This window comes from Streptomyces sp. NPDC058045, assembly GCF_042885635.1.
In the GTDB taxonomy this organism is placed as follows: domain Bacteria; phylum Actinomycetota; class Actinomycetes; order Streptomycetales; family Streptomycetaceae; genus Streptomyces.
In genome coordinates this window covers 101,627-116,843 of the sequence record NZ_JBHVRR010000017.1, presented here as the reverse complement: position 1 = coordinate 116,843, position 15,217 = coordinate 101,627, and the positions used below count along the sequence as shown (strand labels likewise).

The 15,217-nt window shown below is 70.8% G+C and carries 13 protein-coding genes; 7 read left to right on the top strand and 6 right to left on the bottom strand.

The window, feature by feature from the left end; genetic code table 11:
- Nucleotides 1–153 precede the first annotated feature (153 nt).
- Nucleotides 154–1,881 (top strand): hypothetical protein, encoded by a 1,728-nt coding sequence (locus ACFVST_RS13690; protein ID WP_390150105.1) that lies wholly within the window; start codon nucleotides 154–156, stop codon nucleotides 1,879–1,881.
- Between the two features lie 10 nt (nucleotides 1,882–1,891).
- On the opposite strand, the gene ACFVST_RS13685 is transcribed toward ACFVST_RS13690, so the two are convergent.
- Entirely contained in the window at nucleotides 1,892–4,063 is a 2,172-nt protein-coding gene (locus ACFVST_RS13685) for an NB-ARC domain-containing protein (protein ID WP_390150102.1), read from the bottom strand.
- The gene (locus ACFVST_RS13680) at nucleotides 4,060–4,518 is read right to left on the bottom strand and encodes a hypothetical protein (RefSeq protein ID WP_390150100.1); all 459 of its coding nucleotides are present in this window, start codon (nucleotides 4,516–4,518) and stop codon (nucleotides 4,060–4,062) included. The genes ACFVST_RS13685 and ACFVST_RS13680 overlap by 4 nt, the downstream gene beginning before the upstream one ends.
- Before the next feature lie 220 nt (nucleotides 4,519–4,738).
- Here ACFVST_RS13680 and ACFVST_RS13675 point away from each other — a divergent pair, with 220 nt between their 5' ends.
- Nucleotides 4,739–5,224 carry an SRPBCC family protein gene (locus ACFVST_RS13675; protein WP_390150097.1) on the top strand — a complete coding sequence of 162 codons (486 nt, stop codon included), beginning with the start codon at nucleotides 4,739–4,741 and terminating at the stop codon, nucleotides 5,222–5,224.
- Nucleotides 5,225–5,302: 78 nt separating this feature from the next.
- Here ACFVST_RS13675 and ACFVST_RS13670 read toward each other — a convergent pair whose 3' ends face one another.
- From ACFVST_RS13670 to ACFVST_RS13655, 4 genes are read right to left on the bottom strand one after another with little or no spacing between them, the layout of a single operon-like run.
- A complete protein-coding gene (locus ACFVST_RS13670; protein ID WP_390150094.1) occupies nucleotides 5,303–6,724 on the bottom strand; it encodes an MmgE/PrpD family protein in 1,422 nt (473 codons plus the stop codon).
- On the bottom strand, nucleotides 6,721–7,566 hold the full coding sequence (locus ACFVST_RS13665; protein WP_390150091.1) for a cyclase family protein: 846 nt from the start codon (nucleotides 7,564–7,566) through the stop codon (nucleotides 6,721–6,723). The genes ACFVST_RS13670 and ACFVST_RS13665 overlap by 4 nt, the downstream gene beginning before the upstream one ends.
- Nucleotides 7,563–8,438, bottom strand: a complete 876-nt coding sequence (locus tag ACFVST_RS13660) for an HpcH/HpaI aldolase/citrate lyase family protein (protein ID WP_390150089.1) — start codon at nucleotides 8,436–8,438, stop codon at nucleotides 7,563–7,565. The genes ACFVST_RS13665 and ACFVST_RS13660 overlap by 4 nt, the downstream gene beginning before the upstream one ends.
- Nucleotides 8,435–9,232, bottom strand: a complete 798-nt coding sequence (locus tag ACFVST_RS13655; RefSeq protein ID WP_390150087.1) for an IclR family transcriptional regulator — start codon at nucleotides 9,230–9,232, stop codon at nucleotides 8,435–8,437. The genes ACFVST_RS13660 and ACFVST_RS13655 overlap by 4 nt, the downstream gene beginning before the upstream one ends.
- 248 nt (nucleotides 9,233–9,480) lie before the next feature.
- Between ACFVST_RS13655 and ACFVST_RS13650 the strand changes: the two genes are divergently transcribed.
- From ACFVST_RS13650 to ACFVST_RS13630, 5 genes are all read left to right on the top strand, one after another.
- The gene (locus ACFVST_RS13650) at nucleotides 9,481–10,950 is read left to right on the top strand and encodes a dihydroorotase family protein (protein ID WP_390150084.1); all 1,470 of its coding nucleotides are present in this window, start codon (nucleotides 9,481–9,483) and stop codon (nucleotides 10,948–10,950) included.
- A gap of 38 nt (nucleotides 10,951–10,988) precedes the next feature.
- Nucleotides 10,989–12,200: a CaiB/BaiF CoA transferase family protein gene (locus tag ACFVST_RS13645; protein ID WP_390150082.1), complete on the top strand. Its 1,212-nt coding sequence runs from the start codon at nucleotides 10,989–10,991 to the stop codon at nucleotides 12,198–12,200.
- Between the two features lie 207 nt (nucleotides 12,201–12,407).
- The gene (locus tag ACFVST_RS13640) at nucleotides 12,408–13,517 is read left to right on the top strand and encodes an ABC transporter substrate-binding protein (protein WP_390150078.1); all 1,110 of its coding nucleotides are present in this window, start codon (nucleotides 12,408–12,410) and stop codon (nucleotides 13,515–13,517) included.
- 10 nt (nucleotides 13,518–13,527) lie between these two features.
- Entirely contained in the window at nucleotides 13,528–14,316 is a 789-nt protein-coding gene (locus tag ACFVST_RS13635; protein ID WP_390150076.1) for an ABC transporter ATP-binding protein, read from the top strand.
- Nucleotides 14,317–14,327: 11 nt separating this feature from the next.
- Nucleotides 14,328–15,212 carry an ABC transporter permease gene (locus ACFVST_RS13630; protein ID WP_390150073.1) on the top strand — a complete coding sequence of 295 codons (885 nt, stop codon included), beginning with the start codon at nucleotides 14,328–14,330 and terminating at the stop codon, nucleotides 15,210–15,212.
- The last annotated feature ends 5 nt before the right edge of the window (nucleotides 15,213–15,217 follow it).

Sequence of the window (15,217 nt, the reverse complement as noted above, 5' to 3'; positions counted from 1 at the left end):
GCGAACCGCGAACCGCGAACCGCGAACCGCGAACCGCGAACCGCGAACCGCGAACCGCGAACCGCGAACCGCGAACCGCGAACCGCGAACCGCGAACCGCGAGGTTGCTGATCCGCCGCTGACCGGCGACGAGCTGCACGTCGTGGTCAGGTCATGAGCACCGGCGTCGGCCCGTACCTCCGCGTCCCGGTAGGGCACGACCCCGAGCGGTGGAGGACGTTCGGCAGCGAGAAGACGCTGGTCGTGGCGGCTCGTACGGTCACTTCGACGGTGCGGGTGCTGGAATCGCTGCCGGCGTTGCTGCGGAACGACAGCCGGGTGGCCGTCGTCTTCGCCTATGACTCCACCTCCGCCTTCAACGACGGAGTCCTCGATCTGCTGGAGGACGCCGGTTGCCGGGTCATGCCCTGGGCGCAGCTCGGCACGATCACACCCGACCTCATCGTCACCGCGAGTGAGAACGTCGACGTGCCCCAGAGTGACTGCCCCGTACTGGTGCTGCCGCACGGCATCGGCTTCCAGAAGCTCGTACCGGACTCCCGGACCGCGCGGACCCGGCTGTCCGGTGCTGTTTCGGACTCGCTTCTGGAGACCGGTCGGGCCTGGCTCGCCGTCTCCCACCCGGACCAGGAGGAGCAGCTACTCGCCGCGCATCCGAAGGCGGGCGGCCGCACGCTGGTGATCGGGGATCCTTGCTTCGACGAGTTGGCGGCGAGTCTCCCGGAGGCCGCTTCCTTCCAACGTGCGCTGGGAGTCGCGCGCGGGCAGCGTCTGGTCGTCCTCAGTTCCACCTGGGGGCCGACGTCGCTCCTCGGCCGGGATCCGGAGCTGCCCGCGCGGTTGCTCTCCGAGCTGCCGTGCGACGAGTACCGGGTCGCCGCGATCGTCCACCCCAACGTCTGGTCGGCGCACGGCACTTGGCAGATCCGTACCGTGCTGGCCGGTGCCTTGGAGGCCGGGCTGCTGCTGATGCCCACGGTTCATGCCTGGCGGTCGGCGCTGGTCGCGGCCGACGCCGTCATCGGGGACCACGGATCGGTGACCCTGTACGGGGCCGCGCTGGGCAAGCCGGTGCTGCTCGCCGCGTTCGGGGAGGACTCGGTGCCGGGGACGGCGATCGGCAGGCTCGGACGGGCCGCGCCCCGCCTCGATCCACGCGAGGATCTGCGCGGGCAGGTCGACTCCGTGATCACGGGCCACTCCCCCGCACTCCACGAACCGATCTCGCGGACCGCGTTCGCGCAGGCAGGCCAGGCGTCCGCACGGCTGCGTACGGCCCTGTACCGCCTGCTGAAGCTGGCCGAGCCCGGCTCGGCCCCACCTCGTGCCCGTACCTTGCCTCACCCGGACCCGCCGGCCACCGACGTCACCTCGTGGACGGTGGAGAGCACCGCCGTACGGGGCGGGGACGGGCAGTGGACGGTCGCCGTCCGCCGCTATCCCGCGGCCGTCTCCTGCGCTCGCGGCGAGTCGACCGAGGTAGACGTATATCTGCATCTGGCGTGCGACGAGGAGGAGCGGGACCGCCAACTGACCGAGAGTGCCTCGGTGTTGGTGTGCCGTCGCCCCGCGCGGACCACGGTCGGCGCGATCGGCTGGCTGCGGGACACACTGAGCCGCTTCCCCGGCTGCCGGCTCGCCGCCACGGCGCTGGGGAAGGGCTGTTTCCTGGTGGGGCTGGCCGACGGGCGGATCGTGGAGGCGACGGTCACCGGTCCCGCCGTCGATCCGGGACTGCCGGCAGCCGTGGTCTACACATGCCTGCGCGCGGGCCTGCGGTGGGACGGCGTCTTCGTCACGGTGCGGATCGGTGCCCGGGAGGAGGACATCGGGCTCCGCCTGAGGAACCCCCCGCCGGGCACCGCCGCTCCACCGCGCTGAATCGTGGCGCTCACCCGCCACCGAGGCGGTCGAGGCGTTCCCGCAGTGCGGCCGCCTCCGGGCTGCCTCCCGCCTCGTAGATCTCGTGGGCCCGGAGGAGATGCTCCCGTACGGTCTGCCGGGCGCCGCCGGTCCGCTCGGTGATCCCGGCGAGGAGGACCAGGGCCTGTGCCTCGTAGTGAGTCGCCTGCTGCGCGCGCAACACGTCCGCCGCTTCCCCCAGTACGCGCATCGCCGTGTCCGGGTCCCCGCGGTGGTCGTGGACGGTGCCCAGGGCGATCATCGCGCGTGCCGCCATCCGCTGGTCGTCACGGGCCAGCAGGTCCTGGTGGGCCCGCCGCAAGGTGTCCGCAGCCTGGTCGTGGCGGCCCGCGGCGTCCTGGGCGCAGCCCAGGAAGTAGGTGGCGATGGCCACCCCGCGCCACTCCCCGGCCTCCATGTTGGACTCGACGGACTTCCGGTACGCCTCCATGGCGCGGTCGGGGTCGAAACGGTCCCAGTAGCGTCCGAAGAACTCCTGCACGGAAGCCGTCAGCGCGGGGTGCGCCGACACCCCGGCGCAGGCGACCGCCTGCTCCAGTTCCGCCCGCGCCCGGTCGTACTCCCCGAGGTCCATGAGCGGCCGCGACAGCAGGCTGCGCAGCCGGGCCTCCGCGGCCGGCACCATGCTCTCCGCGGCTGCGGCGGCTCCCAGTTCGAGGGATTCCTGCCAGTCCCGCAGATATCTGCGGTGCAGGAAGAGCACGGTGAAGCCCTCCGCCAACTGCCATACGTGTTCGTGCAGTCCGAGCCGGGACGCCTCCCGAAGTACGGCCAGAATGCTGGGGCGTTCGGCCTCCAGCCAGGCCAGCGGATCCGGCCCGCCCTCGCTCGCGAAGGGGTCCGGCACATCCCGCAGGCGGTCGGTGAGGTCCCCGATCCGCAGCCGGTCCTGCCGGACGGCCCGGTCGGCGAGCGCGGTGAGGGCGAGGTAGTGGGTCGCCACCCGCTCCACCACGGCCCGCCGGCCGTCCCGCGGCTCGTCATCGGCTTCCTCGGCCGCGCGCTCCCGTGCGTGCAGACGTACCAGATCGTGGAAGCGGAAGCGGCCGTCCTCCGTCACATCGACGAGGCTGGCGTCTTCCAGGACGTCCAGCAGCGCCTCCGCCTCCGCCGCCCCGAGGCACGCGGCGACGGCGGCCGTGCCGGCGTCGAACGTACGCTCCGGGAGCCAGCCGAGGAGCCGGTAGAGCCGTGCCGCGTCGGGCTGGAGGGCGCGGTAGACGAGGTCGAGCACGGCGGCCATGGAGTGTTCCCCTCGCAGCGACAGTCCTTGCAGGCGGCGGGTCTCGTCGGCGAGTTCCGCGGCCAGCCGGCTCATCGTGAGCCGCCTGCTGGTGACCAGGCGGGCCGCCACCAGTTGCAGTGCCTTCGGCAGGCCGGCGCAGAAGGCGACGAGTTGTTCGGCCGCGGCACGTTCCGCCTCGACGGCCTCCTCGCCGCACCGCTGGGCCAGCAGCCGTAGACCGCTGGCCGGGTCCAGCGGTTCGAGTGGGACGATGCGCGCCCCGTCCAGCGTCAGTTCACCCAGCCTGCCGTTACTGGTGACCAGTAACGCGCTGCCCGGTCCCTTCGGCACCAGGGGCCGCACCTGGCCGGGCTGGTTCACATCGTCGAGGACGATGAGGAGGCGGCGGTCGGCGGACCGGGAACGGAAGAGCGCGGTCAGGTCTTCCAGCGACTTCGGCATGTACGGGTCGCGCACCCCGAGGGCGCGCAGGCACATCACCACGGCCGCCGACACATCACCGCCCGCCTGCCGGCGCAGTGCCGCGTAGTCGATGAAGATCTGTCCGTCCGGGAACCGGTCGTGGACCGCACCGGCCCACCGGCAGGCCAGAGTCGTCTTGCCGACACCGGGGAGGCCGGTGATCACGTCGAAGCCGATGGCGGCGGATCCGTGTGTACCGGCGGGTAAGCCCGAGTCCAGGAAGGAGAGTTCTTCTGTGTGGTTGACGCACCGCACGGTCAGCGGCGGCACCTGATCCGGACGGACGACCGGACCGTCGGGCGCCGCCTGCTGGACGTTGAACGTGATGCCGCCGTGGATCTCCTGGGCCTGGACGACCGGGCCGTCGACGTTTCCGGCCAGTTCGTTCCTGACGTACGGACGTCCTGGGTGGTCCGCGGAACTCCCGCTCATCGGGCGGCTCCGGCACCCTCGTCGGGCGGGGTTGTTCCGGAGGCGCCGAAGGTGAGGCCGGTGAAGTTCTGCCCCTGGACGACGGGGCCGTGCTGTACGCCGCCGCTGATGGTGTTGTGCACGGAGACAGCGGGGCCGTGCTGGGCGTCCGGGTCCAACTCCGCGAGCAGTGACCGGAGTTCCTCCGCGGCCCGCGGGTCGGCCAGCAGGACGCGCCGTAACCGGGTCCGCCAGGCGGCCTCGATGTCGGCCCCGGCGAGTTCGTCCCGCGCCGCCTGAGCGTCCATCAACTCCCGCCGGGACAGCCGCAGTTCCTCCTCAGCGGAGCCGTCCTCACCGCCACGGGCGAAGAACCGGGCCACTCGGTCCCTCGCCTGCGTCCAGGTCTCCGACACCATCAGCCCGACCAGTGTCGTCGCCCCGGACGCCGCCAGCGCCGCCAACTCGGCTTCCACAGAACCCCCTTGAGTACCTTCACGACCTCGTCGAAGCCACCGTAGGGAAATCGCCGACGCTTGGGTAGCGAGCCAGGTGGCAAGTCCTCGGCCATCGATCCCCGGTTCTGACGGCGGCCGTCGGCGTGCTGGCCGCGGTGTGTACCTGGGTCTGCGGTGAACTGCCCTTCCGCGAGGGGCTATTGTGCCGAGCCGAAATCGACTTCTGGAAGGGGTGGGGATGGAAGCGGAAGTTTCCGAGTCCATAGAGATCGCTGTGCCGCCGGGCGCCGTGTACGAAGCGGTGACGAATGTGGCCGACATGGGCCGCTGGAGCCCCGAGTGCACCGGCGCCGACGTCAAGGACGACGGCCCGTCCCCGGAAGTGCGGCCGGGCATGAAGTTCACCGGTCACAACCGCTCCGACAGGCGGCCTTGGTCGACCCAGTGCACGGTGACCCGGGCTGAGCCCGGTGAACGGTTCACCTTCCTCACCCGCGCCGCCGGGCAGCGCGTCGCGATCTGGAGCTACGAGTTCGAACCGCTCGACCACGGTCGGGGGACGAAGGTCACCGAGACGTGGACCGACCAGCGCGGCTGGTTCATACGCTTCATCGGCACTAAGGTCAGCGGCGTCCAGGACCGGGCCACGCACAACCGCCAGTCCATGAAGACCACCCTCCAGCGCCTGAAGGAGGCGCTGGAGAAGGAGCACCAGCCCACCTGACAAGTCGGCCCGGCCGGGGCCCACTTGGCGGGGAGCGGGTGTGCACGCGGTGTGCACCCCCTTCGATATGGCCCGGCGTCAACCGGTGTGGGTCATCAGGTCCTTCGGGTCGCCGCCGTGGGCGAGGGCGAGTGCCGCTCGGGTCACTTCGGCCGCTGTGCCGTCGTCCAGTGCGGTCAGGGTGTTGGAGCGGAACTTGCGGGCGAGTTCATCGGAGGTCAGGGGGTTGCCGGGGCCTCCTCGGTTGGCGTCGACCCGTATTTCGTGGCGGCTGCCGTCGTGGAGCAGGGCGCGGAGGACGGCGGGGAACTGCTGGGGGAAGATCGCGTCGCAGTGGGCGTCGGGGACGCAGCGCACCCGCGCGGCGAGCCGGAGCCGGGTCTCGTCGCGGGCCGCCGCGTCGGTGAAGTCGGCGTGGCCGACGCCCAGTCCGTCCCCGCCGAGGAGGGCGGCGGCCACGGTGTACGGCCCGCTGAAGGCGGCGTGGTAGCCGGATTCCGGGCGGGCCTTGGCCGCCGCGGGCTCGGCGATGGTGCGGAGTACGGGGGTGGGGACCCCCAGTTCGATCTCCGCGATGGCGTCGGCGGTGATGCCGCGTCCGCGCAGGTCGAGTGCCGCGTCGATCCCGGCGTGCGTGAAGTGGTTGCACGGGTAGGGCTTGAAGAAGATGCCGGGCAGTTCCCAGTGTTCGCCGAGGCCGGTGAGCACGGCGTCGACGTTGGCCCGCTCCCCGCAGAAGGCGTGCAGGAAGCCGAAGCGTCCTTCGACCACGGTCGGGGGGCCGGTGAGTCCGTGGCGGGCGAGGCCGGCGGCGACCACTCCGGCGTGGGCCGCCCAGCCGCAGTGGACCCGTTTCACGGTGCCGCCGGTCCGGTTGGCTTCGAGTAGCCCGGCGCCCATGCTGGCCGCGATCCCCGCGGCGTGGCCGATGAGTTCGGCGTCGCAGCCGCTCAGCATCGCGGCGGCGACTGCGGCGCCGACCGCGCCGCAGATGGAGGTGGCGTGCTGGCCGCGTTCGAAGAACTCCGAGTTGCCGCTGTCCCGGTCGTAGCCGCCCATGCCCAGGCGTACGGCGATCTCGATGCCGACCCCGGCGGCGTCCAGGAGTCGACCGCCGTCGGCCTCGCGGGCCTCGGCCACGGCGAGGGCGGCCGCCAGTACGGAGGACGACGGGTGCAGTACGGAGGGCAGGTGGGTGTCGTCGAAGTCGAGGGAGTGCGCGAGTGTCCCGTTGACCAGGGCGGCCGCGGGTGCCGGTACCCGCAGCCCGGTGCCGATGGCGGTGGCTTCGGCGGGGCCGCCCCACTCGCGTACCAGGGCGGTGACCGCGCGTGCGGAGGGCTCGTCCCGGGCGGCGATGCTGTTGCCGACGAAGTCGAGCACCCGGCGTGCGACGTCCTCCCGGAGGTCCGCCGTGAGGCCCGACTGCCGTGTGCGGTGGGCGAGTTGGGCGAGTTGCTGGACGACGGTGAGCGGGGGCGCCGTGGAGGTGGCGGTCATGCGGAGACCGCCGCGACGGGGCGGATCGGTGAGCCGGTGCCGCCGACGATCCGCAGCGGCGCGGAGATGAACGTGAACTCCGTCAGCGACTGCTCCGCGGCCGCCTCCAGGTTGAGGTGCTCGATGATGTGGATGCCGGCCTCGACCAGCAAGATCCGGTGCACGGGCAGCACACTGTGCCCGGCGCCCGGCCGCACCTGCTCGTAGGCCGTGGTGTCGGCGCCGGTGGTGTGCACACCGCGGTCGGCGAGCCAGCGGGCGGCCTCGGGGGCCGCCCCGGGCACCCCGTCCTGCTGGCCGAGGTAGGTCGCCGGGCTGTCGAAGTGGCGTGCCCAGCCCGTGCGGATCAGGACCACGTCGCCGCCGCCGACCTCGACGCCGGCGCGGTCGGCGGCCTGCTGGAGGTCGTCCGCGGTGATGCCGTAGCCGGGCGGGAGGATGTCGGTGCCGTGGAGGGCGGCGATGTCCAGCAGGACGCCGCGGGCGAGCAGTGCGGGGGTGTGCTCGGCGCCGAGGGCGGAGAACCGGCCCCCGGTCTGCGCCTCGGCGGCGTCGATCCCGCCGTGCAGCAGTCCGTCGTGGCTGACGTGGGAGAGGGCGTCGACATGGGTGCCGACATGGCCGCCGGTGACGATCAGTTCGTTGGCGGCGGACCCTCCGTCCGGTCTGACCATGTCGCCGTGCCGGCGTTGGAGGCTCATCCGGAAGCCCGGGTGGTTCGGCGAGCACGGCATCCCGGTGAAGTGCGGATGCCCGAGTTCGACCAGCCGCACTCCGGCGGTGACGGCCGACAGCAGGGCGTCCCGGGTGCCGGGTACGGCGGCCTGGAGTTGATCGGTCATGAGGCGTCTCCTGATTCGGCGATCGTGCGGCGGGTGGGCGCGGGGTCGGGGAGCGGCCCCGCGCGCAGCAGGATCATGCGGGCGCCCTCGACCACGGCGGGGTCGATGAAGCGGCCTTCGGCGTCGAGGACGGCGCTCTCGCCGCGGGCCCGCGCCTCCTCGGCGGTACGCAGGACGGCCCGCGCGGTGCGGACTTCCTCGGCGGTGGCCGAGTACACCTCGTGCACCACGTCGATCTGGCGCGGGTGCACGATGGACCGGCCGTGGAAGCCGGCCGCGCGGCCGACCCGGCTGCTGCGGCGCAGTCCGTCGAGGTCGGCGACATCGGTCCAGACGCTCTGCACCGGTGAGGGCAGTCCGGCGGCGCGGGCGGCCACCACGATCTGGCCGCGGGCCCAGTCGAGTCCGTCCGGCGAGGCGAGGCAGAGGTCGGCGGCGAGGTCGGCCTCGCCGAGGCCGATGCCCGCCACGGCGGGGTCGGCGGCCGCCAGCCGGGCCGCGCGGGAGAGGCCGAGGGCGGTCTCGACCAGGAGTTGCACGGGGTGCGGCTGGCGGGCCGCGACGGTGCGGACCATCTGTTCGTCCTCGGCCCGCGGCAGGCGTATCCCGTCCACCCGCCACTGGGCGGCGGCCGCCAGATCGGCCTGCCCCCACGGGGTGCGCGGGTCGTTGACGCGCACCCAGAGGCCAGGCCGGCCGGTGTGGTCGAGGCGGGTGACGGTGTCTCTGGCGGTGTCCTTCCGGTCGGCGGGCACCGCGTCCTCCAGGTCGATCACCACCGCGTCGGCCCCGCTGGCCAGTGCCTTGGCGACCCGTTCGGGACGGTGGCCGGGGACGTAGAGCCAGGAGCGGGGCACGGCCGGGCCGGTCACCGTCGGTCCTGCCCGGATTCGGTGGGCAGGCCGCCGCGCCAGCCCATCCCGCGGGAGACGCGGTCGGCGGCCTCGCGCAGCAGGGGGGCGATGCTCTCCCGGGCTTCGGTGCCGATGCGGTGGGCGGGGCCGCAGACGGACACCGAGCCGAGGACGGTGCCGTCGACGCCGAAGACCGGGGCGGCGACCGAGGAGGCGCCCTCCTGCCGCTGGCCGTCGGAGGTCGCGTAGCCGAGGCGGCGGGTCCGGTCGATGTGCCGGCGCAGTTCGCCGGCGTCGACGACGGTCCGGGTGGTCAACGCCCGCAGCGTGCCGGCGAGTAGCTCTTCGCGTTCGGCGGGCGGCAGGAAGGCGAGGATGGCCATGCCGGAGCTTCCGGCGTGCAGCGGGAAGCGGCGGCCGACCTCGACCGTCATCTTGATTTCGAGCCGGCTCTCGACCTGCTCCAGGTACACCCTGCCGTCCGGCACCCGGGCGGACAGGGTGGTGGTCTCGCCGGTCGCCTGTTGCAGGCTGCCGAGGACCGGGAGGGCCACCCGCCGGATGTGCGACTCGCGCAGGGCCCGGGCGCCGAGGGCGGCGGCGGCGGGGCCCAGTGCGTAGCTGCGGGTGTCCGGGTCGCTGCTGACCAGGCCGCGGTCGAGCAGGGTCTGCAGGATGCGGTGGACGACGGCCTTGGAGAGGTTCAGCTCGCGGGCGACCGCGGACACTCCGAGTCGGTCGGGTCCGTCGGTGAACAGCAGCAGCACATCGGCCACCCGTGCCGCGGACTCGGTCCCCTGAGCCTCGGCCATCTCGCACCTCCATCTCATCGAGCACTGACAGCGAACATCGTTTCGCTGAACGGAACACCAAAACCCTAACCTACGTTCCCGCCCGACGGAAGCGCCCCCTCCTGGAACCGCATATCGCGCCACTCTTGTCATTTTGAGCCATCGGGTGCCATCATCCATGACCAATGCATGTTCCGTTTAGCGGAACGCAAGGGTTGTCCGTTCCCGAACCGCTCCGCGGCCGGGCAGCACGCCGGAAGAAGGGCTCGATGAGAACACTTCAGACCCTGATCAAGAACGTCGTGGTGGTACGCCCCGACGGCTCCCCCGACGGCGACGAGCTGGACATCGGCATCACCGACGGCAGGTTCACCAGGCTCGAACTCGACATCCGCCCCGAGGAGGCCGAGACCGTCGTCGACGGCCGCGGACTGCTGGCCTTCCCCGGCGCGGTCGACGCCCACCAGCACTGGGGCATCTACAACAGCCTCGCCGAGGACGCCGCCTCCGAGAGCCGCGCCTGCGTCCAGGGCGGGGTGACGACGGCCCTCAACTACATGCGGACCGGGCAGTACTACCTGAACCGCGGCGGGCCGTACGCCGAGTTCTTCCCGATGGTGCTGGAACAGGCGCGGGACCACTCCCTGGTGGACTACGCCTTCCACCTGGCGCCGATGACGCGCCAACACATCGACGAGATCCCGTCGTTGGTCGAGGACCACGGTGTGACCTCGTTCAAGATCTTCATGTTCTACGGCGGTTACGGGCTGCACGGGCGGTCCGCCGACCAGAGCCAGTTCCTGATGACGCCGCCCGACGAGCGGTACGACCTGGCGCACTTCGAGTTCGTCATGCGCGGGGTCCAGGCGGCCCGGGAGAAGTTCGGGGACAAGGCGGACCACATCTCTCTGTCGCTGCACTGCGAGACCGCCGAGATCATGACCGCCTACACCAGGCTGGTCGAGCAGGAAGGCGCCCTGCGAGGTCTCGCCGCCTACAGCGCCTCCCGCCCACCGCACTCCGAGGCGCTCGCGGTGACCACGGCCGCGTTCCTCGCCGACGAGACCCGACTGCCGAACATCAACCTGCTGCACCTGTCCTCCGCCAAGGCGCTGCGGGCGGCGATGCTGATGGCCGCCACCTTCGAGCACGTCGACTTCCGGCGCGAGGTCACCATCGGCCACCTGCTGGCCGACGTCGAGAACGCCCACGGCCTCGGCGGCAAGGTCAACCCTCCGCTGCGCCCGCCCGCGGACCGGGAGTCGCTGTGGGAGCACGTACTGGCCGGGAACGTCGACTGGGTGGCCAGCGACCACGCCTGCTGCCGTGACGAGAAGAAGTTCGGCGACCCGCGCACCGATGTCTTCGCCGCCAAGTCGGGCTTCGGCGGCGCCGAGTACCTGCTGCCCGGACTCATCGGCGAGGGCGGCCGCCGCGGGCTGTCGTACCAGCAGATCGCCCGGCTCACCGCGTGGAACCCGGCGCAGCGGTACGGCCTGCTGACCAAGGGCACCATCGGCGTCGGCTACGACGCGGACTTCTGCCTGGTCGACCCCGCCCGCTCCTGGACGGTGCACGCCGACGACTCCCGCTCCACCCAGGAGTACACCCCCTTCGAGGGGTTCGAACTCGGTGCCCGCGTGACCGACACCTGGGTGCGGGGCCACCGCGTCCTGGCGGACGGCAATGTCACCGGCACCCCGCACGGCCGGTACGTCCACCGGCCGCAGAAGCGGTGACCCCCGATGCGCGGCACTCCACGGCGGACGGTGACCCCATGACCGCGACGGAGACGGACGGCCCGCTGGCCGGACTGCGGGTGGTGGACGCCTCCACCATCCTGGCCGGACCGCTGGCGGCGCAGATCCTCGGCGACTTCGGGGCGGACGTCATCAAGGTCGAGCACCCCAGCCGTGGCGACGGGATGCGCGGCCACGGCCTGGCCAAGGACGGCCAGCCGCTGTGGTGGAAGATGATCAGCCGCAACAAGCGCACCCTCGGGCTGAACCTCGGCGACGAGGACGGCGCCCGGATCTTCCGCCGGCTGGCCGCGACCGCCGACGTCGTCATAGAGAACTTCCGCCCGGGAACGCTGGAGCGGTGGGGCCTCGGCTATCCCGAGCTGTCCGCCGACAACCCGGGGCTGATCCTGCTGCGGGTCACCGGCTTCGGCCAGAGCGGCCCGTACGCGGCCCGGCCCGCGTTCGGCACCCTCGTGGAGGCGATGAGCGGGTTCGCGCACCTGACCGGTGAGCCGAGCGGGCCGCCGACGCTCCCCGCCTTCGGGCTGGCCGACTCCATCGCCGGGGTCGCGGGCGCCGCCGCCGTCTCGATGGCGCTCTACCACCGCGCCGCGAACGGGGGCCGCGGCCAGGTGGTCGACCTCGACCTGCTGAGCCCGATCATGACCGCCGTCGGCCCCGGCGTCATCTACGCCGACCAGCTCGGCATCGACCAGGGCCGTACCGGCAACAGGTCACAGAACAACGCCCCGCGCAACACCTACCGCAGCCGGGACGGGCACTGGCTGGCGGTGTCGACCAGTGCCGACCGGGTGGCCGAGCGGGTCCTGCGGCTCGTCGGGCGGCCGGACGTCATCGACCAGCCCTGGTTCCGCAGCGGCCGTGAGCGCGCCCGGCACGCCGAGGAACTCGACGCCTATGTGGGCGGCTGGATAGCGGAGCGCACCCGGGACGAGGTGATGGAGGCCTTCGCCGCCGCCGGCGCCGCGGTGGCCCCCGTCTACCGGCCCAGCGAACTGCTCGACGACCCCCAGGTGCGCGCCCTCGACCTCGTCACCACCGTCGACGACGAGGACCTCGGGCCGATGCGGATGCAGAACGTGATGTGGCGGATGAGCCGGACCCCCGGACGTATCCGCTCGACCGGACGCCCAAGAGGCCGCGATACTGACGCCATCCTCCGCGACGAGCTCGGGTACGACGACGCTCTACTCGGTGACCTGAGGGACCGCGGCATCCTCGCCTGACTCCCCGCTCTTCGTTTCGCTGGACGGAACACAATTCCGTAAGCGCGAGTTGGCCATCTTCGGCTGCGCATTTCGTTATCCGCGACAGATGCAGCTATGTACGTAAATTCCATGTGAATTCATTGACGTGTCGTCCGGCTCGGTGACACAGTGAGGCCCCTCATCGCTGTACCGCTGTACGGAACGCTTCTCGAAAGGAAGCCTCGAATGAGAACCAAAACGATCGCGCGGCTCACAGCTGTGGGTTTCGTCGTCGCCGCGACGGCACTGTCCGCGTGTGCCCCGCAGGAGAGCACCGGGGGCGGCAGCGGCAAGCGGAAGTTCACCGTGGCACTCGCCCGCGCCACCCTCACTCCCGGTCAGGAGATCTACGAGTACGCGGTACCCAAGCAGTTGGGGTACTTCGCCGAGGAGGACCTGAACGTCGGCGTGGTCAAGGCGGACGGCTCCACCGCGGCGCTCCAGGTGCTGGCCAGCCGCAGCGCGGACGCGGCCTTCGCCTCCGCGCCGAACATCGCCTCGGCCGTCGACAAGGGCACCCCGGTCAAGGGCTACGCCGGCGCCACCGTGGTCTGGCCGTACTACATCGGGGTGTCGAGCGACTCCAAGATCAAGCGCGTCGAGGACCTCAAGGGCAAGACCATCGGCGTGATCAGCCTGGCCTCGGCCTCCTACTCGGACCTGGTGGCCACCCTGAAGTCCGCCGGGCTGACCACGAAGGACGTCGAGATCGTCCCGGTCGGCACCGGCGCCCCGGCGGCGACGGCGCTCAAGAGCGGCAAGGTCGACGCGGTGGACACCTACGTCGACGGGTTCGCACTCATGGAGGACAACGGGGTCAAGGTGCGGATGCTGAAGCGCCCGAAGCTGATGGACGAGTTGTTCAGCGTGACGTTCGCGACCCGCGACGACGAGCTGAAGGACAAGAAGAGCAGGACCGCGCTGACCGGCTTCACCCGCGCCGCCTACAAGGGCCTGATCTACAGCGCCACCCACCCCGAAGAGGCCCTGAAGATGGGGTGCAAGGAATTCCCGGGCGCCTTCGAGGGCTGCGACGACCCCTCGGGCAAGAAGTTCAAGGACACCCTCGAAGTGCTGAAGCTCGACATAGCGGGGGCCATTCCGGAGGGCGAGAAGGACCCGACGAAGTGGGGCGACTGGCTGGATATCCCGAACGACCGCTGGGAATCGGTGGTGACGTTCGCGGAGGACGGCGAGATGACCAAGAAGAAGATCAAGGTCTCCGATGTCTGGGACAACTCCCTGATGAAGGACATCTACAACTTCGATCGCAAGAAAGTCATCGAGAAGCGCTGAGGAAACCGCCATGCCTGCCACTGCCGGAAGCACCCTGATCAGCGTCAGGAACCTGTCAAAAATCTACAAGCCGAAACGTTCCGCCCCGACGGTCGCCCTGGATGACATCCAACTCGACGTCGCCGAGGGGGAGTTCATCGCCCTGGTCGGGCCGTCCGGCTGCGGCAAGACCACGCTGATGAACATCCTGGCCGGTCTGGTGACCACCTACGACGGCGAGGCGACCGTGGGAGGCCGGGTCATCAACGGGCCGCTGCCCGAGGTGGGGGTGGTCTTCCAGACGCCCACCCTGCTGCCGTGGCGGACCATCGAGCAGAACGTGATGATCCCGATCGAGGTGCAGCGGCTCGACCGGCAGCGGTACACCGAGCGCGCCAAGAAGCTGATGGCGACGGTCGGCCTCGGCGGATTCGAGGAGAAGTACCCCCGGGAACTCTCCGGAGGTATGCAGCAGCGCGCCGGCATCTGCCGGGCGCTGGTGCACGACCCCGCCGTTCTCCTGATGGACGAGCCCTTCGGGGCGCTGGACGCCATGACGCGCGAGTTCATGAACGAGGAACTGCGACGCATCTGGCTGGGCAGCGGCAAGACCATCGTCTTTGTGACGCACTCGATCCCGGAGGCGGTGTTCCTGGCCGACCGGGTCGTGGTGATGACGCCACGGCCCGGCCGGATCGCCGAGATCGTGCCCGTCGACCTGCCGCGGACCCGATCGCTGGCCGATCTCACGTCGAAAGCCGGGGTCGAGGCCACCACCCGGATTCGTGCGCATTTCGACCAAGTCGCAGCAATAGATTGAGGGCGTCGACCATGAGCCTGAACAAAGTCCGCCCGGAAACACCGGGCGACGTGTCCGGCGGAGATACCGGCAATTCCCCGCCGGCGGGTTCTCCGGAGCCCGGACGCCGCCGGCGCCGTCTGGACCTCTCGGAGCGCCCGGAGTTCTATCTGGTGCCGCTGGTGTTCATCGTCACCGTCGGCCTCTGGGAAATCGGCGTGCAGGTCTTCGACGTGCCCGCATTCGTCCTCCCGCGGCCCAGCGCCATCTTCTCGGCACTGCTCGGGAACATGACCGACGCCCTTTTCTGGTACAACGTGCGCGTGACCATGACCGAGGCTCTGATCGGTTATGCGGTCGGCTGCGGAATCGCCATGGCCCTGGGTGTCGCCATCTCGCAGTTCCGCCTTCTGGAGAAGAGCCTGATGCCGTATGTGGTCGCCTTCCAGGCGATCCCGATCGTGGCACTCGCCCCGCTGATCGTGCTGTGGTTCGGCTTCGACCTCACCTCGAAGGTCGTCATCTCCGCGCTGATCGCGTTCTTCCCGCTGCTCGTCAACGTCATCGAGGGGCTGCGCGCCTCCGACCCGGCGCAGTTGGAGATGCTCCGTTCCTTCGGCGCGAGCAGGCGGCAGGTATTCGTCAAAGTGCGGGTCCCCAACGCCCTGCCGTTCATCTTCGCCGGGCTCGACATCGCGGCGCTGCTGGCTCTGACCGGTGCCGTCGTCGGCGAGTTCGTGGGAGCCAAGTACGGCCTCGGATATCTCGTTCTGCAGGCGAACTACAAATTCGACATCGCGGAGATGTTCGCCCTGCTGATCGTTCTCTCCCTGATGGCGCTGCTCCTGCACTTCATTGTCAAAACCGCGCAGAAGCGTGTCGTCTTCTGGGCGTCCGACGATCACCACGCACGGTAGAAGGA

Bases quoted from the DNA above. Each gene is read 5' to 3' on its own strand.
- ACFVST_RS13635 (WP_390150076.1), top strand. From the start codon at position 13,528: ATGCCTGCCACTGCCGGAAGCACCCTGATCAGCGTCAGGAACCTGTCA.
- ACFVST_RS13645 (WP_390150082.1), top strand. From the start codon at position 10,989: ATGACCGCGACGGAGACGGACGGCCCGCTGGCCGGACTGCGGGTGGTG.
- ACFVST_RS13675 (WP_390150097.1), top strand. From the start codon at position 4,739: ATGGAAGCGGAAGTTTCCGAGTCCATAGAGATCGCTGTGCCGCCGGGC.
- ACFVST_RS13650 (WP_390150084.1), top strand. From the start codon at position 9,481: ATGAGAACACTTCAGACCCTGATCAAGAACGTCGTGGTGGTACGCCCC.
- ACFVST_RS13640 (WP_390150078.1), top strand. From the start codon at position 12,408: ATGAGAACCAAAACGATCGCGCGGCTCACAGCTGTGGGTTTCGTCGTC.
- ACFVST_RS13665 (WP_390150091.1), bottom strand. From the start codon at position 7,566: ATGACCGATCAACTCCAGGCCGCCGTACCCGGCACCCGGGACGCCCTG.
- ACFVST_RS13690 (WP_390150105.1), top strand. From the start codon at position 154: ATGAGCACCGGCGTCGGCCCGTACCTCCGCGTCCCGGTAGGGCACGAC.
- ACFVST_RS13685 (WP_390150102.1), bottom strand. From the start codon at position 4,063: ATGAGCGGGAGTTCCGCGGACCACCCAGGACGTCCGTACGTCAGGAAC.
- ACFVST_RS13655 (WP_390150087.1), bottom strand. From the start codon at position 9,232: ATGGCCGAGGCTCAGGGGACCGAGTCCGCGGCACGGGTGGCCGATGTG.
- ACFVST_RS13670 (WP_390150094.1), bottom strand. From the start codon at position 6,724: ATGACCGCCACCTCCACGGCGCCCCCGCTCACCGTCGTCCAGCAACTC.
- ACFVST_RS13630 (WP_390150073.1), top strand. From the start codon at position 14,328: ATGAGCCTGAACAAAGTCCGCCCGGAAACACCGGGCGACGTGTCCGGC.